Below are 23,358 nucleotides of genomic sequence, written 5' to 3'. Positions count from 1 at the left end.
TCGCCACCGGCGGTGTCGGGGTTCGGCCAGCGCATCCAGACGATGGAGCAGGACGCCGCCCGGCGGCGGCTGCTGGACCAAGCGCGAGGCGTACAGCAGCATCCGACAGCGCGCAGGGATGCGTCGGTGTCGCGGGAGAGGCGCGTCTCGTACGACGAGTACCTGTCGGCCACCGCATTGACGTTCGCCCGACGGCATCGACCCGTGTGGTCGTGGCAACTGTGGCGGCGCGTCTGCCGGTGCGGAGCCGACCTGCCGTGCCGTGCCCGCCACCGGATCCCGATCAACCGGGGCCACTGGCCGCAGGAGGGCGAGCAGTGATCGGCGGGCCGGAGCGGACGATCCTCGCGGTGCACGTCCGAGGGCTTGACGGCTTGTGCCTCGGTTGTCGGGTGTGGTGGTCGCGGCTGGCTCCGTACCCGTGCTGGCAGGTGGAATGGGCGATTAGCCGGCAGGCTCGCGCGAGCGTGGCCCGGTTTCTGGATGGTGTGCGGTGAGCACCCATGGGCCGGTGCTGCCGATCTGGAGCTGCGGCGGTTGCGACCTGCCGTGGCCGTGTCCGACCCGGCGGCGGGAGCTACGTGCGGAGTACGCCGACGCGCCAGTGTCGCTGGCGCTCTACCTCGGTGGCTATCTCGTCCAGGCCGCCGAGGACATGCCCTGGGCACCGGCCGGCCCGCTGCACCGCCGCTTCATCGGCTGGACCCGACAGCCACCAGCAGTACGGCAGCGAAATACGGCAACCGCGCGCACCGAATGTGGCCGACACAAGCCACAACAGGCCGGATGAACCTCGTATCAAACCTGATTCGACCAGTCTGCTGAAAGTTCACTTGACCCTGCGGACCTACACCTACCTGCTGCCCACCAGCGAGGACCGCACCCGCCGGGCCATCGACAAGGCGTTCGGTGAGGACCAGGCCGCCGACCACGGTCCGGGAGCGGACGGCCTAGAGACGGCATGATCATGGTTCAACGCCCACCGCAGGTGCCGGAAGTGCAGGTCACGGCACCTGCGGTCGTCACTTGGCGTTGAAGTAGCTGGCCTCGGGGTGGTGGACGACGATGGCGTCGGTGGCCTGCTCCGGCATTAGCTGGAACTCCTCCGAAAGCTGCACCCCGATCCGGTCAGCATCGAGCAGCTTCACGATCTTCGCCCGCTCCTCCAGGTCGGGGCAGGCCGGGTAGCCGAACGCGTACCGGCAGCCCCGGTAGTCGGAGCGGAGCAGGCCGGCCAGGTCGGCCGGGTCGTCGTCGGCGACGGTCCGGCCGTCGGGCAGCTTCAGCTCGGCCCGGACCCGCTTGTGCCAGTACTCGGCGAGGGCCTCGGTGAGCTGCACCGACAGGCCGTGCACCTCCAGGTAGTCGCGGTACTCGTTGCGGGCGAACAGCTTCGCCGCGTACTCGCTGACCGGCTGGCCCACGGTGACCAGCTGCAACGCGACCACGTCCAGGTCCTCGCCACGCGGACGGAAGAAGTCGGCCAGGCACAGCCGCCGCTCCTGCCGCTGCCGGGGGAAGGTGAAGCGGGCCCGCTCGGCGTGCCCGTTCTCGTCCAGGACGACAAGGTCGTTGCCCTCGGAGTAGGCCGGGAAGTAGCCGTACACCACGGCCGCCTCCAACACCTGGTCGGCGATCAGCCGGTCCAGCCAGTAACGCAGCCTCGGCCGACCCTCGGTCTCCACCAGTTCCTCGTACGACGGACCCTTGCCGCCGCGCGCACCGCGCAGCCCCCACTGGCCCATGAAGGTGGCCCGCTCGTCCAGCAGCGCCGCGTAGTCGGCCAGCGGCACCCCCTTGACCACCCGGGTGCCGTGGAACGGTGCGACCGGCACCGGCACGTCGACCGCGACGTCGGAGCGTACCGAGGTGTCGTGCAACTCCGGCAGCGACTCGGTGACCACCGTGCGCTGCCGTTCCCGGCGGGCCCGCCGGGCCGCGAGGGACGCCTCCCGCTCGGCGTCCACCATCGGGGCGCCGCCGCGCTTGGCGGCCATCACCCGGTCCATCAGGGACAGCCCCTCGAAGGCGTCGCGGGCGTAGTGCACCTGGCCGGGGAACATCGACCGCAGGTCGTCCTCGACGTACGCCCGGGTCAGCGCCGCGCCGCCGAGCAGGACCGGCCAGCGCTCCGCGACCCCGCGCGACGCCATCTCGACCAGGTTCTCCTTCATGATGACGGTGCTCTTGACCAGCAGTCCCGACATGCCGATGGCGTCGGCGCGGTGCTGCTCGGCGGCGTCGAGGATGGCGGCGATCGGCTGCTTGATGCCGATGTTCACCACCTCGTAGCCGTTGTTGGACAGGATGATGTCGACCAGGTTCTTGCCGATGTCGTGTACGTCGCCCTTGACGGTGGCAAGAACGATTCTGCCCTTGCCGGCTGAATCTCCAGTGTCGGCCTTCTCCATGTGCGGTTCGAGGTACGCCACCGCGGTCTTCATCACCTCGGCGGACTGCAACACGAACGGCAGCTGCATCTGACCGGAGCCGAACAGCTCACCGACGACCTTCATGCCGTCCAGCAGGATGTCGTTGATGATGAGCAGCGGTGCGGTGCCGGCCGCCATCGCCGCGTCGAGGTCGGCCTCCAGGCCGTTGCGCTCGCCGTCGATGATCCGCCGCTTGAGCCGTTCGTTCAGCGGCAGGGCCGCCAACTCCTCGGCCCGGGTGGCACGCGCCGAGGCGGCGTCCACGCCCTCGAAGACCTCGATGAACCGCTGCACCGGGTCGTAGCCCTCGCGACGCCGGTCGTAGATCAGGTCGAGGGCGATCTCGCGCTGTTCGTCGGGAATCTTCGACATCGGCAGGATCTTGCTGGCGTGCACGATCGCCGAGGTGAGCCCGGCCTGCACGCACTCGTGCAGGAAGACCGAGTTGAGCACCTGCCGGGCCGCCGGATTCAGTCCGAACGAGACGTTCGAGATGCCCAGGGTGAAGTTCACCCCGGGCCAGCGGCGGGCGATCTCCCGGATCGCCTCGATGGTCTCGATGCCGTCGCGGCGGGTCTCCTCCTGACCGGTGGCGATCGGGAAGGTCAGCGCGTCGATGAGGATGTCCGAGCGGTGTATCCCCCACCGGCCGGTGAGGTCCTCGATCAGCCGCTCCGCCACCCGTACCTTCCACTCGGCCGTGCGGGCCTGGCCCTCCTCATCGATGAGCAGCGCGACCACGGCGGCGCCGTGCTCGGCGACCACCGGCATCACCCGCGCGTAGCGGGACTCCGGGCCGTCGCCGTCCTCGAAGTTGACCGAGTTGACCACGCACCGGCCGCCGAGCGTCTCCAGGCCGGCCTCGATCACCGCCGGCTCGGTCGAGTCCAGCATGATCGGCAGCGTGGAGGCGGTGGCGAACCGGCCGGCCAGCTCACGCATGTCGGTGGTGCCGTCCCGGCCGACATAGTCGATGCAGAGGTCCAGCAGGTGCGAACCGTCGCGGGCCTGGCTCCGGGCGATCTCCACGCAGGACTGCCAGTCTGCGGCGAGCATCGCCTCCCGGAACGCCTTGGAGCCGTTGGCGTTGGTCCGCTCCCCCACCATCAGCACGCTGGCGTCCTGCGCGAACGGCACGTGGTGATAGATCGAGGAGACCCCCGGATCGGTACGCGGCTCGCGGGCCGCCGGCCGCACGTCGCGCATCCGCTCGGCAAGCACCCGGATGTGCTCGGGAGTCGTGCCGCAGCAGCCGCCCACCAGCGCGACGCCGTAGTCGACGACGAACCGTTCCAGCGCGTCGGCCATGTCGTCCGGGCCCAACGGGAAGTACGCCCCGTCCGGGGTGAGCACCGGCAGACCCGCGTTGGGCATCACCGACACGGGGATGCGGGAATGCTGTGCCAGGTAGCGCAGGTGCTCGCCCATCTCGGCCGGCCCGGTCGAGCAGTTCAACCCGATCAGGTCCACGCCGAGCGGCTCGATGGCGGTCAGCGCCGCGCCGATCTCGCTGCCCAGCAGCATGGTACCGGTGGTCTCGACCGCCACGTGACAGATGATCGGCACCGTACGGCCCGCCTCGGCCATCGCCCGCTTGGACCCGACCACAGCCGCCTTGACCTGGAGCAGGTCCTGGCAGGTCTCGACGATCAACGCGTCCGCGCCGCCAGCGATCAGCCCGCCGGCGTTCTGCTGGTACGCGTCGCGGAGGCTGGCGTACGAGGCGTGGCCGAGGGTCGGCAGTTTCGTACCCGGACCGATGGAGCCGAGCACCCAGCGGGGCCGCTCCGGGGTGGAGTACGCGTCGGCGGCCTCCCGGGCCAGCCGCGCCCCCACCTCGGACAGCTCCCAGATCCGGTCGGCGATGTCGTACTCGGCGAGGTTGGGCAGGTTCGCGCCGAAGGTGTTCGTCTCCACACAGTCCGCGCCCGCCGCCAGGTACGCCTCGTGCACCCCACGTACGACGTCCGGGCGGGTGACGTTGAGGATCTCGTTGCACCCCTCCAGACCGTCGAAGTCGTCCAGGGTCAGGTCCGCAGCCTGCAGCATCGTGCCCATCGCCCCATCGGTGACGAGGATCCGATCTGCCAGCGCATCGAGCAACGAAGTCCGCACCACCTCAGGTTAGTGCGGCAGGACCGGCCCGCACCCCCGCGTGCCACCCGATCCCACATTGTGTCATCGGGATCACGTTGCCCGTTTTGGCCGGCAATGCACAAAACCGTGGCCTGCTCGCAGCCCGACGGGCGGTGCCGTCGGCCGCCCCATCCGGCGCGGCCGACGGGCCGGGTCCGGGCCTGGCACGTAGGCTGACTGACGTGAAGGACTACAGCGACACCGCCACGCACCGTGGGCGGACGACCGGGACCATCTCCCGGACCGCCGGTGACGAGCAGGAGGTGGCGGCGTGACCGAGTTCGACGGGCTGCCGGTGCTGCGGTCCCCGGTCGCCATCTGCGCCTTCGAGGGGTGGAACGACGCGGCGGACGCATCCACCGCGGCGGTCGAGCACCTGGAGCAGGTGTGGGAGGCCCGACCCATCACCGAGCTGGACCCGGAGGACTTCTACGACTTCCAGGTCAGCCGGCCCACCATTGCCATGTCCGACGGCGCCACCCGACGGGTGGAATGGCCGACCACCCGGTTCATGGTCGCCAGCCCCGCCGGCACCGAGCGGGACGTGGTGCTGATCCGCGGCATCGAGCCGAGCATGCGGTGGCGGACCTTCTGCGATCAGGTGCTGGAGATCTGCCACAGCCTGGAGGTCGAGCGGGTGGTGCTGCTCGGTGCCCTGCTGGCCGACGTGCCGTACACCCGGCCGCTGCCGATCAGCGGCAGCGCCTCCGACGCCGACGCGGCGCGCCGCTACCAGCTCACCCCGACCCGGTACGACGGGCCGACCGGCATCGTGGGCGTGCTGCACGACGCCTGCACCCGCGCCGAGGTCGACGCCGTCTCGTTCTGGGTTCACGTGCCGCACTACGCCAACAACCCGCCCTGCCCGAAGGCCACTCTCGCCCTGCTGCACCGGGTCGAGGAGGTGCTGGACCTGCCGGTGCCCATGGCCGACCTGGCCGAGGAGGCCGCCGAGTGGGAGCAGCGGGTACGCAGCGCCGCCGAGCAGGACGCCGAGCTGGGCGAGTACGTCCGCGAGCTGGAGGAACGCGTCGGTGACGCCGGCATCACCCCGTTGACCGGGGACGAGATCGCCCAGGAGTTCGAGAAGTACCTGCGCCGCCGCGGCGGATCCGCCGGCCCCACCGCCGGTTCCTGGTAACCCTCCCCTTCGTTCCGCTACGAGACCTCGGGCTGGTGATGGCCCGGGGTCTCGTAGCGTGTGTCGGGGTGGCGGCACTCACGCCGCGTACGGCATCCTAGGAACCTAGCTGAAAACGAGGAGGCGGGATGCAGATCAACCCGGGGGCAGCCGAGTTTCCGCACCGGCAGATCGCGGCGCAGCTCAAGAGCCAGATCCGGCGCGGCGACTGGGCGCCGGGCGAACGGCTGCCGTCCATCCCGGCCATCGCCGAGATGTTCGGGGTGGCCAAGCAGACCGTCCAACGCGCCGTCGACCAGCTGCGGGTCGAGGGAATTCTGATCACCAAACCCGGCTCCGGTACGTACGTGCGGGGCACCAGGCGACGACTCAACCGGCTCTCCCGAGGCCGCTACGGCGGCTTCCGCGGCTACCACACCGACCTGGCGGCTCGCTATCGCCAGCAGCTCGTCTCCGTCGGCCGCTTCCCCGCGCCGCCCGAGGTGGCCGACGCGTTCGGCGTACCCGACGGCACCGAGCTGCTCTGCCGCCGCCACCTCGTCCGCACCGAGGACTCACCGGTCGAGGTGGGCGCCTCCTGGTTCCTGCCCACCGACACCGCCGGCAGCACACTGGAGCGGGCCGAGGCGTTCGGCCGCCCGCTCTACCAGGAGGCGGAGGAAGCCACCGGCCGCCGGTACGCGACCGCCACCGACACCATCACCGCCCGCCAACCGAGCCGCGAGGAGTCGGAGATCCTCCAGATCCGACCGGACACCCCGGTGCTGCACCTGTTGCACGTGGCGTACGACCCGCACCGCAAGCCGATCGAGGTCGCCCAGGCCACCTGGCCCGGCCCGGTCACCACGCTGACCGAGGAGTACCAGATCCCCGCCCCCGCCGCCGAGCCCGACCCCGACCCCGGCCTCGTCCTCGGCTGACCTCCACCACCTCACGTCCGCCACCCCCAGGGACCTCGCCCGACGGGTAACAGGAAGCATCAACATCGGCGATGTTGTCCCCTCACGGGCGCCCGAGACAGCAACATCGGGGAAGTTGCTGCCTCAAGGCGCCCGGGCAGGGCACGCCCGAGACAGCAACATCGGGGACGTTGCTGGTTCGGGCTGTCAGAGGTGGATGCCGAGCAGGGCGTCGACGGTGTCGGCAAACAGGCGCGGGGCGGCCGGGTCGTCGGCGGCGTCGGCGAGGGTCCGCTCGGCCCACTCGTCGGCCAGCCGCAGGGCACCGGGGGTGTCGAGATCGTCGGTGAGTCGTTCGCGTACGCCGGCCAGGAAGGCCGACCCGGACGGTCCGGCCGTCGCGGCGGCGGCGCGCCGCCAACGGCCCAGCCGCTCCTCGGCGGCGGTGAGCAGATCGTCGGTCCAGGACCGGTCGGTGCGGTAGTGACCGGAGAGCAGCGCCAGCCGGACCGCCATCGGATCCACCCGGTCGGCGCGCAGCCGGGAGACGAAGACCAGGTTGCCCCGGGACTTGGACATCTTCTCGCCGTCCAGCCCGATCATGCCGGCGTGCACGTAGTGACTGGCGAACGGGGCCGCGCCGGTCAACCGCTCGGCGTGCGCGGCGGAGCACTCGTGGTGCGGAAAGAGCAGGTCGTTGCCGCCACCCTGCACGTCGATGGTGGTGCCGAGCAGGCCGAGGGCGATCACCGCGCACTCGATGTGCCAGCCCGGCCGGCCCGGGCCGAGGTCTCCGCCCGGCCAGGACGGTTCGCCGTCCCGGGCGCCGCGCCAGAGCAGCGGGTCCAGCGGGTCGCGCTTGCCGGCGCGGTCCGGGTCGCCGCCGCGCTCAGGGAAGATCTCCAGCATCTCCGCGCGGGAGAGGTTGGACTCGTAGCCGAAGCTCGGCGCGGCCGAGATGTCGAAGTAAACGTCGCCGGCGCCATCGTCGAGGCGGTACGCGGCACCGTCCTTGAGCAGCACCAGCACCTTCTCGGCGATGTCCGGGATCGACTCCACCGCGCCGACGTAGTGGGCCGGCGGGATGATCCGCAACGCCTCCATGTCCTCCCGGAACAGTGCCGTCTCCCGCATCGCCAGGACCTTCCAGTCCTCGCGGTCGCGTTCGGCCCGTTCCAGCAACGGGTCGTCGATGTCGGTGACGTTCTGCACGTACCGGACCTCGTGGCCGGCGTCGCGCCACATCCGCTGCACCATGTCAAAGGTGATCATGGTGGCGGCGTGACCGAGGTGGGTGGCGTCGTACGGGGTGATTCCGCAGACGTACATCGTGGCGGTGCCGTCCGGGTCGCTCGGCCGCACACTCGCCCGCGCCGAGTCGAACAACCGCAACGGCTCGCTCCGGCCCGGCAGTCGCGGCACCTCGTGCCCTACCCAAGACTCCATGACCGTCAGCCTAGCCAGCGGTTGGGCGACGTCACGCGGGCCCGAGAGTGATCAACACGACAGGCTCAGATCGGCGGCCAGGGCACCGCCGGCCAGTCCTGGGATGGCTGCGGAAAGCGACAGCTCTCGCACAGCCGGTCGATCCGGGCGGCCAGCTCGGCGATCTCACCGAGGGTGAGGTGCTCGGCCAGGTCCTCGCCGAGCGGGCCGGCGAGCTGACGGGACAGGCGCCCGAGCATCTCGACCGCGTCGGCCGGCAGCGAGCGTCCGACCCAACCCCAGAGCACCGTACGCAGCTTCTCCTCCACGTGGAAGCTCACCCCGTGGTCGACCCCGTGAATCCGGTCGTCCGGGCCGACCAGGACGTGGCCGCCCTTGCGGTCCGCATTGTTGATCACCGCGTCGAGCACCGCGAGTCGGGCCAGCCGCGGATCGTCGGCGTGGGCCAGGGCGTACGCGGTGCCGTCGTCATCGCGGGCGGCCGCGATCGGAAACCAGCGAGGTGGCACCGAGTCGGCCGGCACGAAGCCCACAAGTGGTTCGGCGTCGGACGGCTCGTCGATCCACAGCTGGCAGGAACCGGGACCGAAGGGCCCGTCCCGCAGCACCGTCGGCGGTACCAGATCCCACCCGGTGGCGGCGGAGACCAGGTAGGCGGCCACCTCACGGCCGGCGAGGGTGCCGTCCGGGAAGTCCCACAGTGGTCGCTCGCCGCGCACCGGCTTGTACACGCACCGCGCCGACGCCCCGTCCAGGCTCAGCACGCCACGCAGGGTGGTGTTCGAGGCATCGACCAGCCGCCCCTCGACGGTCAGTTCACCGTCACGCAAGAGACGCAGCGCGGCACCCCCGTCCTGCCGGGGTGCCACACCAGACGAGGTCACCGGTGGTAGCCGTTGTTCCGGGGGCAGAGATGGCCGGCCGGGTCGAGGGGCTGGCCGCAGAGCGGGCACGGCGGCCGGCCGGCGTTGACCACGCGCCGGGCCCGCTCGATGAACGCGCGGGTCGCTTCCGGGGTCAGCCGGACCCGGAGCCGGTCGAGATCCTCGTCGGGCTCGACATCGTCGGGGTCGTCCTCCTGCTCCGACTCGCCGAGCTCGATCTCGGTCTCCGCCTCGCCGACCGCGATCGCCTCGATCACCACGGTCGCGGTGTCCGCGTCGAAGGCCAGACCCAGCGTGCCGACCCGGAACTCCTCGTCCACAGGTGTCTCCAGCGGGTCGTTGTCACCGGCCGGAACGGCAGCAGCCTCGGGCAGTTCCACACCGAACCGACGCTGGGCCTCGGTGAGCAGTTCCTCCAGCTTCTCGGCGAGCAGGGAGACCTGGACCTTCTCCAGCGCCACGCTGACCAGCCGGCCTGCGCCGCGCGCCTGGAGGAAGAACGTGCGCTCCCCCGGCGGCCCGACGGTCCCGGCGACGAACCGCTCCGGCGGCTCGAAGGCGTGTACCTGGTGGGTCATACCCACGACCCTATCCGGCGGTCCCACACAGCGCGCACCCCACCGACCCGAATAGCGACGCCGCCGATTCCGCGTCTCCCGCCCGTGGTACGCGCGGCGGCATGCGGTGCCGGGCGGCTCACCGGGACGCCCCCGCGCCACCGCCGACCGCGGCGTCCGAGTCCGCCGGTCGGCGGGACCGCCGACGCCGCTTACCCGGCGGCGGCACCAGGCCGGCCAGGTCGCCGCCGACGTCGTTGAGGCGTACCAGGAAGGGCCGCAGCGGGGTGTAACGGATCGCGGTCACCGAGGCCGGGTCCACCACGATCCGCTGAAAGAGATCCAGATGTACGCCGAGCGCGTCGGCGACGATTGCCTTGATCACGTCTCCGTGGCTGCATGCCAGCCAGACCGCCTCGGGACCGCGTTCGGCACTCAGCCGAGCGTCCCAGGCACGTACCGCCGCGACGGCTCGGGCCGCCATCTGCGCCATCGCCTCGCCGCCGGGAAACACGGCAGCGCTGGGATGCTGCTGCACCACCGGCCAGAGCGGCTCCTTGGCCAGCTTCTTCAGTGGCTGACCCTCCCAACTGCCGTACCCGCACTCGATCAGACCGTCGTCCACCACCGGCGACGCCTCGGGCAAGGCCAGTTCCAGAGTCTGCCGGCACCGGATCAGCGGGCTGGTCACCACGGCCGTCAACGGCACCGCCCGTAGGCGCTCGCCAACCGCGGTGGCCTGGGCGCGGCCGGTCTCGTCCAGCTCGACGGGCTGCCGACCGGCGAGGCCACCGTCGGCGTTCGCGGTGGTGCGTCCGTGCCGCAGGAGTAGAAGTGTCGCCACCCGCACAACCCTAGGCCCTCGCCCCACACCCGTCGGGGCGGTACCGAACTCCCGACAGGTCACCTGGAACCACATTCGCCACCGGCCCGCCCGGGCCGGAGATCTGGTGACGGAAGGTACCGGATGGGCGCGGTGTCCGATTCGCGGTGGTCGGTGGCGGATGATCGGGTGGAATCATCGGCCGGCGGCCGGCGTTGAATACGGTGGCTGACCAAGTAGTACCCACCCCGGCACCGGCGTGGGCCGGCGGATGCGGGAATGACCCGCCCCGGCCGGTCGTTGCACATGGTCCCGGCGCGCGACGTGCCCCCGCACCGCGCCTCCGGCAGAGCCTCGGAAACCCTGTTTCTCGCTGCCTTCTGGCGCCCGGCCTCACCCGCCACCCCTTTCGACGGCGGGCGGGGCCAGCCCCCGACGTGAAGGAGCCCCCGATGAACACCATGCTGCGCAAGAGCATCCTCGGCATCGCCGGCCTCACCGCCGCCGCCGGACTCGCCGCCGGCCCCCTCAACCACGGCACCACAAGCAACGAGCCCACCCCGATCACCCCCATCGCCGCCGTCCAGGCTGACAAGCCGGACATGGGCAGGCTGCTGCCGCACGGCGCCCCGACCGGCCAGTCGACGATCGAGGTGAACGACGAGCAGGTCGGCAACGTGAAGGCGATCATCGCGGCGACGAAGAAGGCCGGCATGGACGAACGCGCCGCGGTGGTGTCGATCGCCACCGCCCTGCAGGAGTCGAAGCTGGAGAACCTGGGCCACCTCGGTGACCGCAACGACCACGACTCGCAGGGCCTGTTCCAGCAGCGCCCGACGAGCGGGTGGGGCACGGTGGAGCAGATCACCGACCCCGAGTACGCCACCCTGGCGTTCCTCAAGGGCCTCAAGCAGGTCGACGGCTGGCAGGACATGCCCCTGACCGAGGCCGCGCAGACGGTGCAGGTGTCGGCCTACCCCGACCACTACGCCCAGTGGGAACAGCAGGCCGCCGACCTCGTCACCGAGCACTGGACCAGCTGACCACCACCCGACAACCGACGACATTCCTCCACAGGGGGAGCAGAAAGCCGCTGGCCGGCACCCGAACCCGGGTGCCGGCCAGCGGCATAACCAGCGACACCAGCCCAAACCGCAATTACCCCCGAAGCCGGACATGCCCCGGAGCAACCGGACCTCAGGTGGCGCTGATGGTGCCGGTGAGCAGCAGGGCCAGGACGAGCGTGCCGATCGCGACCCGGTAGAGCACGAAAATGTACAGGGTGTGGTGTGCGACGTAGCGCAACAGCCAGGCGATGGCCGCGTACCCGACACCGAACGCCAGGAGCGTGGCGACGACCATCTGCGCGACGGTGGGCACCGAGGTGCCGGGCGCCGCCGGCTCGAAGACGTCACCCAGGCTGAACACCCCGGACATCACCACGGCCGGGATGGCCAGCAGGAACGAGTAGCGGGCCGCGGTTTCCCGGGTCAGGCTCAGGAAGAGACCGAAGGTGAGCGTCGCGCCCGAGCGCGACACACCGGGAATGAGCGCCAGTGCCTGGGCGAAGCCCATGACCACCCCGTCCCGCATCCGGAAGTCCCGCAGCGTACGGGTCTGCCGGCCCCAGTACTCGGCGAAGGCGAGCACGAAGGCGAACACGATCAGGGTGGTGGCCACCACCCACAGGTTGCGGGCGGTTTCCCGGATCTGGTCCTTGAAGAGGAAGCCGAAGAGGCCGATCGGGATGGAGCCGATGATCACGTACCAGCCCATGCGGTAGTCGAGGCTGGAACGGACGGACTTGTCCCAGATGCCGACCACCCAGGTTCGGCCGATGCGCCAGATGTCCTTCGCGAAGTACAGCAGCACGGCCGCCTCGGTGCCCAGCTGGGTGACCGCGGTGAAGGATGCTCCGGCGTCCTGTTCGAAGAAGATCGCAGAGGTGATCCGCAGGTGACCCGACGAGCTGACCGGAAGGAACTCGGTCAGGCCCTGGACGATGCCCAGGACGATGGCTTCGATCCAGGTCACTCCCCGGCTCCCGAGAGGTCGAGCGCCTCGGCGACGGTCCGCAGGGTCTGCACACCGGTGTCGTGGTCGGCGGCGAAGAGGGTCACCGACAGGGTGGTGACTCCCGCCTCGGCGTACTCGCGCATCCGCTCGGCGATGCGCTCCTTGGGACCGAGCAGCGAGGTCCGGTCGATGAACTCCATCGGCACGGCGGCTGCGGCGTCGCGCTGCCGCTTGGCCAGGTACAGCTCCTGCACCTCGCGGGCGGCGTCGCCGTAGCCCATCCGGGTGGCCAGTTGGTTGTAGAAGTTCTGCTGGCGGCTGCCCATGCCACCGACGTACAGCGCCGCGTACCAGCGGACCAGCTCGGCGCAGGAGTTCAGATCGTCGCCGACCACCACCGGCACGGACGGCACCACGTCGAAGCCGGCCAGCTCCTTGCCGGCCTTGGCCCGGCCGGCACGCACGGCCGCGAGCTGCTCCTGGGCGAACTCGGGCGCGTAGAAGACGGCCAACCAACCGTCGGCGATCTCACCGGCCAGTTCCAGGTTCTTCGGGCCGACCGCGGCCAGGTAGATCGGGATGTGATCGCGCGGCGGGTGGAAGCCCAGCCGCAGCGCCTTGCCGGGGCCGTCGGGCAGCGGCAGCGTGTAGAACTCGCCGTCGTAGGCGACCTCCTTGCGGCCCACCGCCAGCTTGACGATGTCCACGTACTCGCGGGTGCGGGCGAGCGGCTTGCCGAAACGTACGCCGTGCCAGCCCTCGGAGACCTGTGGGCCGGACACCCCCAGGCCGAGCCGGAACCGTCCCCCGGAGAGCGAGTCGATCGTGGCCGCGGTCATCGCGGTCATCGCGGGCGTCCGGGCGGGGATCTGCATCACCGCGCTGCCGATGTCGATTCGCTCGGTCTGCCCGGCCATCCAGGCCAGCATGCTCGGCGAATCGGAGCCATAGGCCTCGGCGGCCCACACCACCGAGTAGCCGAGCCGGTCCGCCTCCTGAGCCAGGGCCAGGTGATCGGCCGGCGTGCTCCACGCTGTCTGGTATCCGAGGCTTAGCCCGAGTCGCACAGAGTCCTCCCCCATCCGCAGTCGCATCAGGTTACGCGGTGTGGGTTGCCGGGACGATCACCGGCTCACTCCGATTCGCGGGCAGACTAGACGGGAGCGAGGATATCCGTCCGGCCCTGGTTCGAAATAAGGTTCACCCATGCAGCAGCGACCGCTCGGCCGCAGCGGGCTGACGGTTTCCCGGCTCGCGCTCGGCACCATGACCTGGGGCCGGGACACCGACGCCGACGACGCGGCTGCGCAGTTGAAGAGTTACCTCGACGCCGGTGGCAACCTGATCGACACCGCCGACGTGTACGGCGACGGCGACGCCGAGTCGGTGATCGGCTCGCTGCTGGGCAGCCTGGTGCCCCGCGAGGAGTTGTTGATCGCGACGAAGGCGGGGCTTCGACCGGGCGGCAGCCGACGCCGGGACGGCTCCCGAGGGCACCTGCTGCGCACGCTGGACGCCTCGCTGCGACGGCTCGGCACCGACCACGTCGACCTGTTCCAGGTGCACGGCTACGATCCGCAGACCCCGTTGGAGGAGACCCTCGCGGCGCTTGATCATGCGGTGGCCAGTGGCCGGGTCCGCTACGTCGGCGTGTCGAACTTCTCCGGCTGGCAGACCGCCCGGGCGGCGGCCTGGCAGGCGGCGTGGCCCGGACGGGCCCCGGTGGTGGCCGCCCAGGTGGAGTACTCACTCCTGGAGCGCGGGGTGGAGCGGGAGGTGCTGCCCGCCTGCGAGGCGCTCGGGTTGGGGGTGTTGCCCTGGTCCCCGCTTGGTCGTGGCGTGCTGACCGGCAAGTACCGGCACGGCCGGCCGGCGGACTCTCGGGCGATGTCGCCGCATTTCGAGCGTTTTGTCGCCACCTACCTGGAGCCGCGCTGCTCCAGCATCGTGGAGGCAGTGGCCACGGCCGCGGGTGGTCTCGGCGTCTCCCCGCTGGAGGTCGCGCTGGCCTGGATCCGGGATCGGCCGGGAGTGACCGCCCCGATCCTCGGCGCGCGCACCTCGGGGCAGCTGCTCGGGGCGCTTCAGGTGGAACGGATGAGCCTGCCCGACGAGATCACCACGGCGCTGGACGACGTTTCGGCGCTGGAGGTCGGCTATCCGGAGCGCGACGGTTGAGCATCCCCCGCGGAAGGGTGGCGCTCCAGGGGTCCGGCTGGGCAGCATAGGCCCCATGGACTACGAATACGCGCCGCTGCGGTTACCGCCGAACGTCGATCGGTTGACCGCCGCGGCGCAGCTGGCGATCCAGGCGGAGTACTCCGGCTGGGAACTGGCCCGGGTGCGGCTGTTCCGCGACGGTACGCGGCAGGTGGTGCTGCGCCGCCGACGGGTCAACCAGCCGCAGCCGGGCCTGTCGTACTGACCGGCGGCGCTGACGCCGATCACCGGGCCGACCGTTGCGGCCGACCCGGTGACCGACGGTACCTGCGCGGTCAGTGCACGTGATCGTGCTCGTCGTCGAGTTCCAGGAACGGGTGCTCGTCGAGGCGGCCGACCAGGCGATCGTCGGCGCCGGGCTGGAACGGACCGGCCGGGTCGTCGTCGGCGAACGACTCCAGGTCGACCGGGGTGCCGACCTCGCTGACCATCACCACCCCGTCGAGCGGTTCCAGCTCCGGCACGTCGAGCGCGCCGAGCGAGCCGTCGCCGCTCTGCAGCAGCTCCAGCACGGCCTCACCGACACCCTCCACCGGCGGCACCTCCTCGTCGCCGGGCACGCCCTCGCGACGGGCGGCCTCGGCGATACGGATCAGCGCGGCGACGCTCGGCACCCGGTAGTCACGCCGCTGGCGTACCGAGATCACCTGCGGGTGCGGGTCGGTCGACTCGACACCCTCGCCACCGGCGAAACGCTGATCGGCCTCGTCCGGGTCGATGGACTCGACGTCCCACGGGGTGACCTCGCCGAAGGCGTCCATGAGTTGCTCGTCGTAGGCGAACGACGCGTTGTTCAGCGCGACGTACGCCTGCCAGACGTCGTCGTCGTCGATCCGGCCCTGCGCGGCCCGGACGGCGGCCAGGTGGTGGCGGGCCGCTTCGATCACGCGCTCGAGAGCGGCGTCCAGCTCACCGTGCTGGTCGGTCATGTGAGGCGTCCCCTTCACGAGAATCAAGGATGTCTAGCAGGTACGCAGGAACCGGTCGAGAACCCGCACGCCGAACTGTAGTCCGTCCACCGGGACCCGCTCGTCGATGCCGTGGAACAGCGCGGAGAAGTTCAGGTCGGCCGGCAGCCGCAGCGGCGCGAACCCGAAGCAGCGGATGCCCAAATGCGAGAAGGCCTTGGCGTCGGTGCCGCCGGAGAGCATGTACGGCACGGGCCGGGCGCCCGGATCCTCGGCCCGCAGCGCGGCGCCCATGGCCGCGACCAGCTCGCCGTCGAAGGTGGTCTCCAACGCCGGCTGCCGTTGGACGTACTCGATGGCGATGTCCGGGCCGACCAGCGCGCGCAGCTGCCGCTCCAGCAACTCCGACTGTCCGGGCAGGCTGCGGCAGTCGATGGTGGCGCTGGCCCGACCGGGGATCACGTTGTCCTTGTAGCCGGCGGCGAGCCGGGTCGGATTCGCGGTGTTGCGGATGGTGGCGCCGACGATGTTGGCGATCGGGCCGAGCTTGGCGATGGCGGCCTCCGGGTCGTCCGGGTCCAGCTCGATCCCGAGAACCTCGGAGACCTCCTCCAGGAAGGCGCGCACGGTGTCGGTGACCACCACCGGGAACCGGTGCCGGCCGATCCGGGCCACGGCTTCGGCCAGCGCGGTGACCGCGTTGTCGTCGTGCACCATCGAGCCGTGCCCGGGCCGGCCCTTGGCGTGCAGCCGTAGCCAGTCGATGCCCTTCTGGGCGGTCTCGATGAGGTAGAGCCGCCGCGACGGGTCCACCGTGTACGAGAAGCCGCCGACCTCACCGATACCCTCGGTGCAGCCGTCGAAGAGGTCGCGGTGGCGGGTGGTCAGGAAGTGCGCGCCGTACCCGCCGCCCGCCTCCTCGTCGGCGGTGTACGCGAGCACGATGTCCCGCGGCGGGCGCACCCCCGTACGCTGCCAGTGCCGCACCACCGCGAGGACCATCGCGTCGAAGTCCTTCATGTCGATGGCGCCGCGACCCCACAGGTAGCCGTCGTGCAGCTCACCCGAGAACGGGTGCACCGACCACTCGTCGGCGTCGGCCGGCACGACGTCCAGGTGCCCGTGCACGAGCAACGCGCCCCGGCTGGGATCGGTACCGGGAATCCGGGCGACCACGTTGGCCCGGCCGGGCGCGGACTCGTGGACGACCGGGGTGATGCCGACGTCGGCGAGCTTCTCCGCGACGTACTCGGCCGCGCCGCGTTCGCCGGCGCTGGTGGCGTTGTCGCCGGTGTTCGTGGTGTCGATGCGCAGCAGGTCCCGGCACAGCTCGACCACCTCGTCGGTCGGCGCGGGGAGGGCGGCGTGGGCGTCGCTCGTCATCGTGCCTTCATATCAGCCTGGAGTTTCGGTTCAGGTGACTGCGGGTACTGCCGCGCCTGCCCGATGTCCGTCGAAGCCACCTCGTCGCTCCGTTCGCCCGCCCTGGAGGCGACCATGTCCGTCCACCTGCCGCCGCTGCCACCCACCCCCGGGGACGACTACCAGCCCGCCGGGCGCAGCATCGCCGACCTCGTCGCCGAGGAGCATCGGCAGCTGCTGCAGTTGACCCGGCGGCTGATCGAGCCCGGGCCGGACCCGGAGCACGGCCGCGACGTCCTGGTCGCCGCCCTGTCCCGGCATCTGTCCGGGGAGAAGCAGTATCTGCTGCCCGCCGTCCGGCACGCAGTCGAGGGTGCGAACCCGCTGGTCGACGAGGTGTTGGCCGGCGACGTCGAGCTGCTGCGGGCCTTGCAGGGGCTGACCGACGACGATCTGCTCGACGTGGCCGCCCGGGTCGAGGCGCACGCGCACGCGGTCGACCCGTTGACGCAGCGGCTCTGTGCCGCCGCCACCGAGGAGGAGTTGGTCCGGCTCGGCAACCGGTTGGAGATCGCCGAGGAGGCGGCACCGACCCGCCCCCATCCGGAGGTGCCGCACAACCCGCCGTGGAACCGGATCGTCGATCCGGCGGTCGGGGTGGTCGACAAGGTGAGAGACATCGTCGCCGGCCGGCAGACCCAGTTGGGTGAGCTGACCGAACCGCCACCTCGGTGAGCGTCCCACGCCAGTTTCATGGTTGTTGATCCGTCCAGGCACTACCGCCAGCTGCTCCGTGGCCCTACCGTCACGCTATGAATCTGGAGTTGCGCCACCTGCGGGTGGTCTGCGCCATCGCGGAGACGGGGAGCGTGACCAAGGCGGCCTCGACGCTCGGCCTGGCCCAGCCGGCGCTGACCGCCCAGCTCCAGCGGATCGAACGTACCCTCGGTGGCCCACTGTTCGAACGGGACCGGCGCGGCGCGCGGCCCACCGCCCTCGGCGAGTTGGTCCTGGCCCGCGCCCGGGTGCTGCTGCCGGCGATGAAGGGCCTGCAGGACGAGGCGGCCCGGCTGGCCGGCGCGGGTGACGCCCCCCGCCGGTACCGGTTCGGCGGGGTGAACAGCCCGATCCTGGGGCGGCTGGTGCACCGGTTGGCGGCCGAGCAACCGCAGGCGCAGATCAGCACGCACGCATCATGGTCGGTCGACGAGTTGGCCCAACTGGTCGCCGGCGGACGGCTGGACTACGCGCTGACCGGCGTGTGCGGTGACTCCACCCCGTCGGCGGACTACGGGTTGAGCTGGCGGGAGGTCGCCGTCGACCCGGTCATGGTGCTGCTGCCGGAGACCCATCCACTGGCCGGGCGCGACGAGGTGGACCTGGCCGACCTGCGGCACGAGCAGTGGGTGGCGGCACCGGGGGACGGCTGCTTCGGCGACTGCTTCGCCGCCGCCTGCGCCCGCGCCGGGTTCGCCCCCCGCAAGGTGTACGAGGCCGATGTGCGCAGCTGCATCGACCTGGTGGACGCCGGCGAGGCGGTGGCGCTGTGCCAGGCCACGTTCCGGCCGGTGGCCGGTCTGGTGACCCGCCGGCTGGTCGACACACCGTTGCGCTGGCGGTTGATGCTGGGCTGGCACCCGGAGTCCGCCGCCGCCCGTACGGCCGACCTGGTGCTGGAGACCGCCCTGGTCGCGTACACCGATGCCCTCGCACCACATCCGGCGTACCTGGCCTGGCTGCTGCGGAACCCGGCGTTCGGCGTGCGGCGACCGGCGCCGGTGGTGGCGGCCCACCGGGTGCGAACCGGCTGAGCGCGGGTAAGGGGCGGGTATGACCGACCTCTATCCCGCCGCCGACGACCGCGAACTGCTTCGTCGGGCCGCCGCCGCGCACACCGCCGCCGTCCGCGACTGCGAGGCGTTCCTACGCCGGTTGCCGGAGGTGCCCGACCCGGCCGACCTGGCCGAGTACGCCAACCTGCTCACCCACGAGGAGCAGACCCGTGCCGACCGGCAGGCCGCCGCCGACACCGCCGGGCTGGCCATTGCCAGCCTCGAAGCCGAGTGAGCCCGTCAGTCTCTGTCACGCTTGCGGCGGGTGAGCGAGTAGGCGGTCGCGCCGGCAAGCAGGCCGGCCACCGCGCCGAGCCGCGCGGTGCCGACGGCCGAGTCGATCTCCGGCGCGGTGCGGCGGGGCCGGGGACACCCGTGGCGGGTCACCGTTCGACGAGCACGTCGTGGCCCAGGTCGAGCAGGCTGTGTCGCCATTCGTCGTCGGCGTTGCCCCGGCCGGGCTTGGCGGCGGTCAGCGACCGGATCCGCTCGACGGCGTCCCGCATCACCTCGACGTCCTCCGGCGTCAGGTCGACCTTGCGTTTGCGTAGCACGGCGAGGATCTGCCGGCCCGGCTCCGGCAGGTTCAGGTCCGGGTCGGGGCCGAACGCGGTCTCGCCGGAGCCCCTTGTCAGCAGCCACTGTCGCAGCTGCTCGGACGGCACGTTGACCTCGGCGTGGAAGTCCTCCCAGAGCACTTCCACCTCCGGGTCGAGTCGCTGTTCGCGTACCATCAGCCCTCCTCTGCCGGCGGCGACCCGGACTCCTCCGGGTGCCCCTCGTCGGTCTGCCCGCCCAGCCCCTCCGGCGGCACCTGCACCCGGGCGGGGTTGGCCGTCGGTGGCGCCAGGATCGCCTCGGTCCGCTCGTCCTCGCGGGCCTCGTCCGGTTCGGTCATCGGTGCCCTTCCGGTCAGCGGGGATGCGAGGTCGTCGCCCTGGCATGCCCCCGGCCGGCCGACACCTCGAAGGTCAGCCGGTCGTCCCGGGCGTCGACGGTGACCCGCTGACCGGGTGAGATCTGCTGTTCCAGCAGCATCCGGGACAGGTGGTTGTCGACCTCCCGCTGGATCACCCGGCGCAGCGGCCGGGCACCGAACTCGGGCTGGTAGCCGTGCTCGGCGAGCCAGTCGATGCCTTCGGTGGTGAAGTCGACCTCAATGTCCTGGGCGTGCAGCCGGCGACGGGTCTCCTCGAGCAGCAGCTCGGTGATCTGGCGCAGTTGCTCGGCCTCCAGCCGACGGAAGATGATCACCTCGTCGATCCGGTTGAGGAACTCGGGGCGGAAGTTCTCCTGCAACCGGCGCATCAGCCGCTCCCGCAGTTCGTCGCTCTCCCGCCCCGGCTCGCCGGCACCGAAGCCGACCGCGCGCTGGCTGCCGGTGATCAGCTCGGAGCCGAGGTTGCTCGTCATGATGAGTACGGTGTTCTTGAAGTTGACGGTGCGGCCCTGGCTGTCGGTCAGTCGCCCGTCGTCGAGCACCTGCAACAGCACGTTGAACACGTCGGCGTGGGCCTTTTCGATCTCGTCGAGCAGCACCACCGCGTACGGGCGGCGACGGACCGCCTCGGTGAGCTGGCCGGCCTCCTCGTACCCGACGTAGCCGGGCGGCGCCCCGACCAGCCGACTGACCGTGTGCCGTTCCTGGAACTCGCTCATGTCGACCCGGACCGTCCGGTCCGCCTCACCGAACAACGCCTCGGCCAACGCCCGCGCCAGCTCGGTCTTGCCGACGCCGGTGGGGCCGAGGAAGAGGAAGCTGCCCATCGGCCGGTTCGGGTCGGCAAGGCCGGTACGGGAGCGACGGACCGCCTCGGCTACCGCGGTGACCGCGTCGTCCTGCCCGACGACCTTCTCGTGGAGCTGACCCTCCAGCCGCAGCAGCCGGTCGCGTTCCTCCTCGGTGAGCTGGCTGGCCGGGATGCCGGTGGCCCGGGACACCACCTCGGCGATCTCCTCCGGTCGCACCTCCGGCACCTGGCTGCCGCCGTCGTCGTCGCCCCGGGCCCGGTGCACCTGGCTCTCCAGCTCGGCGACCCGGTCGCGCAGGGCGGAGGCGCGTTCGTACTGTTCGTCGGCGACCGCCTGCTCCTTGTCCCGCCGTACCTCCTCCAGCTGTTGTTCCAGGTCGCGCACGTCAGCGTCCGGGGTCCGGGTGCGCAGCCGGACCCGGGCACCGGCCTGGTCGATCAGGTCGATGGCCTTGTCGGGCAGGAAACGGTCGGTGACGTAGCGGTCGGACAGTTCCACGGCGGCCACCAACGCCTCGTCGGTGAAACGCACCTGGTGGTGTGCCTCGTAGCGGTCCCGCAGCCCGCGCAGGATGGCCACGGTGTCCTCGACGGTGGGTTCGGGTACGAACACCGGCTGAAAACGTCGGGCCAGCGCGGCGTCCTTCTCGATGCTGCGCCGGTACTCGTCGAGGGTCGTCGCCCCGATCACCCGTAGTTCGCCGCGGGCCAGCGCCGGCTTGAGCATGTTGGACGCGTCCATGCCGCCCTCGCTGCCCGCGCCGCCCGCCCCGACCAGGGTGTGGATCTCGTCCAGAAAGATGATCAGCTCCTCCCGGTGGGCCCGGATCTCGTCGATCACCTTCTTCAGCCGTTCCTCGAAGTCGCCCCGATACCGCGTTCCGGCGACCAGGCCGGCCAGGTCGAGCTGGATCACCCGCTTGCCGAGCAGCGTCTGCGGCACGTCGCCGTCGCAGATCTTCTCGGCCAGGCCCTCCACGATCGCGGTCTTGCCGACGCCGGCCTCACCGATGAGCACCGGGTTGTTCTTGGTGCGCCGGGACAGGATCTCCACCGCCTGCTCGATCTCGTCGGCGCGCCCGATCACCGGGTCGATCTGGTCGTTGCGGGCCAGGTCGGTGAGGTCCTGGCCGTACTGGTCGAGCGTCGGCGTGCCCCGGTCCGGCCGGGGGCCGTTCGCCGGACCGCGTTCGGCGTTGGCGGCCTGCAACGACTCCGGCTGGATCCGGCCGGCGGCGAGCATCCGGCCGGCGGGCGACTCGGGATTGAGCGGCAGGGCCATCAGGATGTGTTCGGGCCCGATGTAGTTGGCGCCCATCGCCCGGGACAACTGGTGCGCGTCGAGCAGCGCCCGCTTGGCCGCCGGGGTCAGCGACAGGTTCGGCGGCACCTCGCCGTGCGGGGCGCCGTCGCCGCGTCCGCCCAGGGCGTTGACCAGAATGTCCGGGTCCGCGCCCGCCCGCCGGACCAGGTCGCGCAGCGGCTCGCGCTGTAACGCCGCCCAGAGCAGGTGGTCGGTGTCCAGGTCGTTGCTCTGCTTCTGCGCGGCCCGACGCGCCGCGTCGGCCAGCATCTCCCGCGCGTCCGCGGTCATCAGTCGGGTGATGTCGACCCGATGCGCCGGGCGGCGCCCGCCCTCGCCCCGACCGAAGTACCGCGCCAGGAACTCGTCCCACGGGTCGGAGCCGAAGTCACCGGGTCCAATCATGTCTGTCCTCCGCGGTCGGGCGAGACGGTCGGCACGGGCTACCCAGGCGCCGGCCGGACAAACTCCACGAAGGGCCAACCGGCCGTTGTCGCCGCCGGATGGCAGGCTGAACGGATGGAACCGACACCGCTACTGATCGTGGACGCGGCCAACGTGGTCGGCTCGCGCCCGAACGGCTGGTGGCGCGACCGGGCCGGTGCCACCGCCCGACTCCGCGACACGCTCGTTCCGCTGGGTGGGCGGGGCCTGCCGCCGGACCTGCCACCCCCGGTCGAGGTGGTGCTGGTGGTGGAGGGTGCGGCCCGGAACGTGCCGGGCGTCGAGGGAGTGCGCGTGGTGTCCGCCACGGGCTCCGGCGACGATGCCATCGTCGACCTGGTGGCCAGCACCGGGCAGCGGCGACGGGTGGTGGTGGTGACGGCCGACCGCGAGCTGCGTCAGCGGGTCACCGCGCACGGCGCCGAGGTGCGTGGACCACGGTGGCTGACCGGGGGTGGCGGTGGGTGAGCGCCCGTCCACAGGTCCCACGAATCGGACCCCAGGCGTGTTCGGTCGACAACCGGTCAACAGGGCAGGAACACTGACAGGGCAGTTGTTCGGTCCCCTACCGGCATAGGCTCTAATGGAGTCCTCCCCGCCCCCAGGAGGTTCCGCGTGGCGAGCGTCGCCGAGCTCAAGGCAGCCATCGATGTCGCACTTCAGCAGATCGGTGACGGTCAGAGCGCCGTGCAGGCCGCCGGCGAGAAACTGGCCGAGGCGCAGCAGACCCTCGCCGGAGCGCTGGAGGGCAGCGGTCACACCACGGTCGAGGCGGCGCAGGCGTCGCTGACCCAGGCCAGCCAGGAGCTGGAGGAGTGCCTCGCCGCGACACTCGTCGCGGTCGAGCAGGCCCAGCAGTACGTCTCGACGCTGTAGGGGCGGGCGTGTCCATCGTCGAGGAGGTCGGCGCGCAGGTCCGCGCCGCCGCCGAGGAGTTGCCGCTGGGTCTGCTCGGGCAGGCGCTGGAGAAGTTCGGCCTGGCCAGTGAGCGGCTGCGCTGGGTACGTCAGGAGTCGGCGAACCCGATGGGGGTGCCGGAGCTGTCCACCGCCACCGAGCACGCGGAGACCGCCGGCTACGCGTTGCGGCTGGCCCAGGAGCAGCTGACCGCGTACCTCGCCGCGATCGGGCTGGCCCCCGACGGCACGCCGCCGGCCCCCGGGCAGCCCGAACGGCGGCCGGCGCACGACGCGCCCGGGGCGGC

General features: G+C 71.3%; 26 protein-coding genes and 1 pseudogene. 14 read left to right on the top strand and 13 right to left on the bottom strand.

All coding sequences use genetic code 11. The features are described from left to right. The first annotated feature begins 176 nt into the window (after positions 1-176). From AC2CHE_RS22790 to AC2CHE_RS22780, 3 genes are read left to right on the top strand one after another with little or no spacing between them, the layout of a single operon-like run. Positions 177-497 carry a hypothetical protein gene (locus tag AC2CHE_RS22790; protein ID WP_484506898.1) on the top strand — a complete coding sequence of 107 codons (321 nt, stop codon included), beginning with the start codon at positions 177-179 and terminating at the stop codon, positions 495-497. After that, positions 494-790, top strand: a complete 297-nt coding sequence (locus tag AC2CHE_RS22785) for a hypothetical protein (protein ID WP_484506897.1) — start codon at positions 494-496, stop codon at positions 788-790. Before AC2CHE_RS22790 ends, AC2CHE_RS22785 begins: the two co-directional genes overlap by 4 nt. A 43-nt stretch (positions 791-833) precedes the next feature. After that, positions 834-965, top strand: a complete 132-nt coding sequence (locus AC2CHE_RS22780; protein WP_484506896.1) for a hypothetical protein — start codon at positions 834-836, stop codon at positions 963-965. 57 nt (positions 966-1,022) lie between these two features. Here the strand turns inward: AC2CHE_RS22780 and metH are convergent, their stop codons facing one another. Beyond that, positions 1,023-4,547 (bottom strand): methionine synthase, encoded by a 3,525-nt coding sequence (gene metH, locus AC2CHE_RS22775; RefSeq protein WP_484506895.1) that lies wholly within the window; start codon positions 4,545-4,547, stop codon positions 1,023-1,025. Positions 4,548-4,839: 292 nt separating this feature from the next. On the opposite strand from metH, the gene AC2CHE_RS22770 reads away from it, so the two are divergent. Both AC2CHE_RS22770 and AC2CHE_RS22765 read left to right on the top strand, forming a co-directional pair. Further along, positions 4,840-5,709, top strand: coding sequence for a PAC2 family protein (locus tag AC2CHE_RS22770; RefSeq protein ID WP_484506894.1), 870 nt, complete (start codon positions 4,840-4,842; stop codon positions 5,707-5,709). A 128-nt stretch (positions 5,710-5,837) separates the two neighbouring features. After that, positions 5,838-6,629, top strand: a complete 792-nt coding sequence (locus AC2CHE_RS22765; protein ID WP_484506893.1) for a GntR family transcriptional regulator — start codon at positions 5,838-5,840, stop codon at positions 6,627-6,629. Between the two features lie 186 nt (positions 6,630-6,815). On the opposite strand, the gene mshC is transcribed toward AC2CHE_RS22765, so the two are convergent. The 4 genes from mshC to AC2CHE_RS22745 all read right to left on the bottom strand — a co-directional run bounded on the left by mshC (position 6,816) and on the right by AC2CHE_RS22745 (position 10,345). After that, entirely contained in the window at positions 6,816-8,054 is a 1,239-nt protein-coding gene (gene mshC / locus AC2CHE_RS22760) for a cysteine--1-D-myo-inosityl 2-amino-2-deoxy-alpha-D-glucopyranoside ligase (protein ID WP_484506892.1), read from the bottom strand. A 65-nt stretch (positions 8,055-8,119) separates the two neighbouring features. Further along, positions 8,120-8,938 carry an SCO1664 family protein gene (locus AC2CHE_RS22755; RefSeq protein ID WP_484506891.1) on the bottom strand — a complete coding sequence of 273 codons (819 nt, stop codon included), beginning with the start codon at positions 8,936-8,938 and terminating at the stop codon, positions 8,120-8,122. Next, entirely contained in the window at positions 8,935-9,516 is a 582-nt protein-coding gene (locus tag AC2CHE_RS22750; protein WP_484506890.1) for a DUF3090 domain-containing protein, read from the bottom strand. Before AC2CHE_RS22750 ends, AC2CHE_RS22755 begins: the two co-directional genes overlap by 4 nt. Positions 9,517-9,634: 118 nt before the next feature. Then, positions 9,635-10,345, bottom strand: a complete 711-nt coding sequence (locus tag AC2CHE_RS22745; RefSeq protein WP_484506889.1) for an MSMEG_4193 family putative phosphomutase — start codon at positions 10,343-10,345, stop codon at positions 9,635-9,637. Positions 10,346-10,770: 425 nt separating this feature from the next. On the opposite strand from AC2CHE_RS22745, the gene AC2CHE_RS22740 reads away from it, so the two are divergent. Beyond that, the gene (locus tag AC2CHE_RS22740; protein ID WP_484506888.1) at positions 10,771-11,361 is read left to right on the top strand and encodes a hypothetical protein; all 591 of its coding nucleotides are present in this window, start codon (positions 10,771-10,773) and stop codon (positions 11,359-11,361) included. A 154-nt stretch (positions 11,362-11,515) separates the two neighbouring features. Here AC2CHE_RS22740 and AC2CHE_RS22735 read toward each other — a convergent pair whose 3' ends face one another. Beyond that, positions 11,516-12,352, bottom strand: a complete 837-nt coding sequence (locus AC2CHE_RS22735) for an undecaprenyl-diphosphate phosphatase (RefSeq protein ID WP_484506887.1) — start codon at positions 12,350-12,352, stop codon at positions 11,516-11,518. After that, positions 12,349-13,401, bottom strand: a complete 1,053-nt coding sequence (locus AC2CHE_RS22730) for an LLM class F420-dependent oxidoreductase (protein WP_484506886.1) — start codon at positions 13,399-13,401, stop codon at positions 12,349-12,351. Before AC2CHE_RS22730 ends, AC2CHE_RS22735 begins: the two co-directional genes overlap by 4 nt. Before the next feature lie 139 nt (positions 13,402-13,540). Between AC2CHE_RS22730 and AC2CHE_RS22725 the strand changes: the two genes are divergently transcribed. Both AC2CHE_RS22725 and AC2CHE_RS22720 read left to right on the top strand, forming a co-directional pair. Next, entirely contained in the window at positions 13,541-14,512 is a 972-nt protein-coding gene (locus AC2CHE_RS22725; RefSeq protein WP_484506885.1) for an aldo/keto reductase, read from the top strand. A 55-nt stretch (positions 14,513-14,567) separates the two neighbouring features. Continuing rightward, positions 14,568-14,759, top strand: coding sequence for a DUF5703 family protein (locus AC2CHE_RS22720; protein ID WP_210935797.1), 192 nt, complete (start codon positions 14,568-14,570; stop codon positions 14,757-14,759). 70 nt (positions 14,760-14,829) lie between these two features. On the opposite strand, the gene AC2CHE_RS22715 is transcribed toward AC2CHE_RS22720, so the two are convergent. Together AC2CHE_RS22715 and AC2CHE_RS22710 are read right to left on the bottom strand one after the other, a co-directional pair. Beyond that, positions 14,830-15,483, bottom strand: a complete 654-nt coding sequence (locus AC2CHE_RS22715) for a hypothetical protein (RefSeq protein WP_484506884.1) — start codon at positions 15,481-15,483, stop codon at positions 14,830-14,832. Positions 15,484-15,516: 33 nt separating this feature from the next. Beyond that, on the bottom strand, positions 15,517-16,845 hold the full coding sequence (locus AC2CHE_RS22710) for a M20/M25/M40 family metallo-hydrolase (RefSeq protein WP_484506883.1): 1,329 nt from the start codon (positions 16,843-16,845) through the stop codon (positions 15,517-15,519). 114 nt (positions 16,846-16,959) lie between these two features. Between AC2CHE_RS22710 and AC2CHE_RS22705 the strand changes: the two genes are divergently transcribed. The 3 genes from AC2CHE_RS22705 to AC2CHE_RS22695 all read left to right on the top strand — a co-directional run bounded on the left by AC2CHE_RS22705 (position 16,960) and on the right by AC2CHE_RS22695 (position 18,891). After that, the gene (locus AC2CHE_RS22705) at positions 16,960-17,559 is read left to right on the top strand and encodes a hemerythrin domain-containing protein (RefSeq protein ID WP_484506882.1); all 600 of its coding nucleotides are present in this window, start codon (positions 16,960-16,962) and stop codon (positions 17,557-17,559) included. 77 nt (positions 17,560-17,636) lie between these two features. Further along, positions 17,637-18,635, top strand: coding sequence for a LysR family transcriptional regulator (locus AC2CHE_RS22700; protein WP_484506881.1), 999 nt, complete (start codon positions 17,637-17,639; stop codon positions 18,633-18,635). A 19-nt stretch (positions 18,636-18,654) separates the two neighbouring features. Beyond that, positions 18,655-18,891 carry a hypothetical protein gene (locus AC2CHE_RS22695; RefSeq protein WP_484506880.1) on the top strand — a complete coding sequence of 79 codons (237 nt, stop codon included), beginning with the start codon at positions 18,655-18,657 and terminating at the stop codon, positions 18,889-18,891. Positions 18,892-18,896: 5 nt separating this feature from the next. Here AC2CHE_RS22695 and AC2CHE_RS22690 read toward each other — a convergent pair whose 3' ends face one another. The 4 genes from AC2CHE_RS22690 to AC2CHE_RS22675 are packed head-to-tail and all read right to left on the bottom strand — an operon-like array spanning position 18,897 to position 22,115. Then, on the bottom strand, positions 18,897-19,043 hold the full coding sequence (locus tag AC2CHE_RS22690) for a hypothetical protein (RefSeq protein ID WP_484506879.1): 147 nt from the start codon (positions 19,041-19,043) through the stop codon (positions 18,897-18,899). After that, a complete protein-coding gene (locus AC2CHE_RS22685) occupies positions 19,040-19,390 on the bottom strand; it encodes a DUF3140 domain-containing protein (protein ID WP_484506878.1) in 351 nt (116 codons plus the stop codon). The genes AC2CHE_RS22690 and AC2CHE_RS22685 overlap by 4 nt, the downstream gene beginning before the upstream one ends. Then, positions 19,390-19,554, bottom strand: a complete 165-nt coding sequence (locus tag AC2CHE_RS22680) for a hypothetical protein (protein ID WP_166458402.1) — start codon at positions 19,552-19,554, stop codon at positions 19,390-19,392. Before AC2CHE_RS22680 ends, AC2CHE_RS22685 begins: the two co-directional genes overlap by 1 nt. 14 nt (positions 19,555-19,568) lie before the next feature. After that, positions 19,569-22,115 (bottom strand): ATP-dependent Clp protease ATP-binding subunit, encoded by a 2,547-nt coding sequence (locus AC2CHE_RS22675; RefSeq protein WP_484506877.1) that lies wholly within the window; start codon positions 22,113-22,115, stop codon positions 19,569-19,571. Between the two features lie 114 nt (positions 22,116-22,229). On the opposite strand from AC2CHE_RS22675, the gene AC2CHE_RS22670 reads away from it, so the two are divergent. The 3 genes and pseudogenes from AC2CHE_RS22670 to AC2CHE_RS22660 form a co-directional block, all read left to right on the top strand. Beyond that, positions 22,230-22,622 (top strand): hypothetical protein, encoded by a 393-nt coding sequence (locus tag AC2CHE_RS22670; protein WP_484506876.1) that lies wholly within the window; start codon positions 22,230-22,232, stop codon positions 22,620-22,622. Between the two features lie 147 nt (positions 22,623-22,769). Continuing rightward, a complete protein-coding gene (locus AC2CHE_RS22665; protein WP_092379879.1) occupies positions 22,770-23,030 on the top strand; it encodes a hypothetical protein in 261 nt (86 codons plus the stop codon). An 8-nt stretch (positions 23,031-23,038) separates the two neighbouring features. Beyond that, a pseudogene (locus AC2CHE_RS22660) lies at positions 23,039-23,358 on the top strand (hypothetical protein); the annotation flags it as partial.

It is taken from the genome of Micromonospora sp. ATLC16, assembly GCF_057196645.1.
The sequence above is the reverse complement of the archived record's forward strand: the minus strand, read 5'-3'. Positions and strand labels throughout refer to the sequence as shown.

Bases quoted from the DNA above. Each gene is read 5' to 3' on its own strand.
- AC2CHE_RS22765 (WP_484506893.1), top strand. From the start codon at position 5,838: ATGCAGATCAACCCGGGGGCAGCCGAGTTTCCGCACCGGCAGATCGCG.
- mshC (WP_484506892.1), bottom strand. From the start codon at position 8,054: ATGGAGTCTTGGGTAGGGCACGAGGTGCCGCGACTGCCGGGCCGGAGC.
- AC2CHE_RS22750 (WP_484506890.1), bottom strand. From the start codon at position 9,516: ATGACCCACCAGGTACACGCCTTCGAGCCGCCGGAGCGGTTCGTCGCC.
- AC2CHE_RS22740 (WP_484506888.1), top strand. From the start codon at position 10,771: ATGAACACCATGCTGCGCAAGAGCATCCTCGGCATCGCCGGCCTCACC.
- AC2CHE_RS22725 (WP_484506885.1), top strand. From the start codon at position 13,541: ATGCAGCAGCGACCGCTCGGCCGCAGCGGGCTGACGGTTTCCCGGCTC.
- AC2CHE_RS22720 (WP_210935797.1), top strand. From the start codon at position 14,568: ATGGACTACGAATACGCGCCGCTGCGGTTACCGCCGAACGTCGATCGG.
- AC2CHE_RS22715 (WP_484506884.1), bottom strand. From the start codon at position 15,483: ATGACCGACCAGCACGGTGAGCTGGACGCCGCTCTCGAGCGCGTGATC.
- AC2CHE_RS22710 (WP_484506883.1), bottom strand. From the start codon at position 16,845: ATGACGAGCGACGCCCACGCCGCCCTCCCCGCGCCGACCGACGAGGTG.
- AC2CHE_RS22705 (WP_484506882.1), top strand. From the start codon at position 16,960: ATGTCCGTCCACCTGCCGCCGCTGCCACCCACCCCCGGGGACGACTAC.
- AC2CHE_RS22700 (WP_484506881.1), top strand. From the start codon at position 17,637: ATGAATCTGGAGTTGCGCCACCTGCGGGTGGTCTGCGCCATCGCGGAG.
- AC2CHE_RS22695 (WP_484506880.1), top strand. From the start codon at position 18,655: ATGACCGACCTCTATCCCGCCGCCGACGACCGCGAACTGCTTCGTCGG.
- AC2CHE_RS22685 (WP_484506878.1), bottom strand. From the start codon at position 19,390: ATGGTACGCGAACAGCGACTCGACCCGGAGGTGGAAGTGCTCTGGGAG.
- AC2CHE_RS22680 (WP_166458402.1), bottom strand. From the start codon at position 19,554: ATGACCGAACCGGACGAGGCCCGCGAGGACGAGCGGACCGAGGCGATC.
- AC2CHE_RS22675 (WP_484506877.1), bottom strand. From the start codon at position 22,115: ATGATTGGACCCGGTGACTTCGGCTCCGACCCGTGGGACGAGTTCCTG.
- AC2CHE_RS22670 (WP_484506876.1), top strand. From the start codon at position 22,230: ATGGAACCGACACCGCTACTGATCGTGGACGCGGCCAACGTGGTCGGC.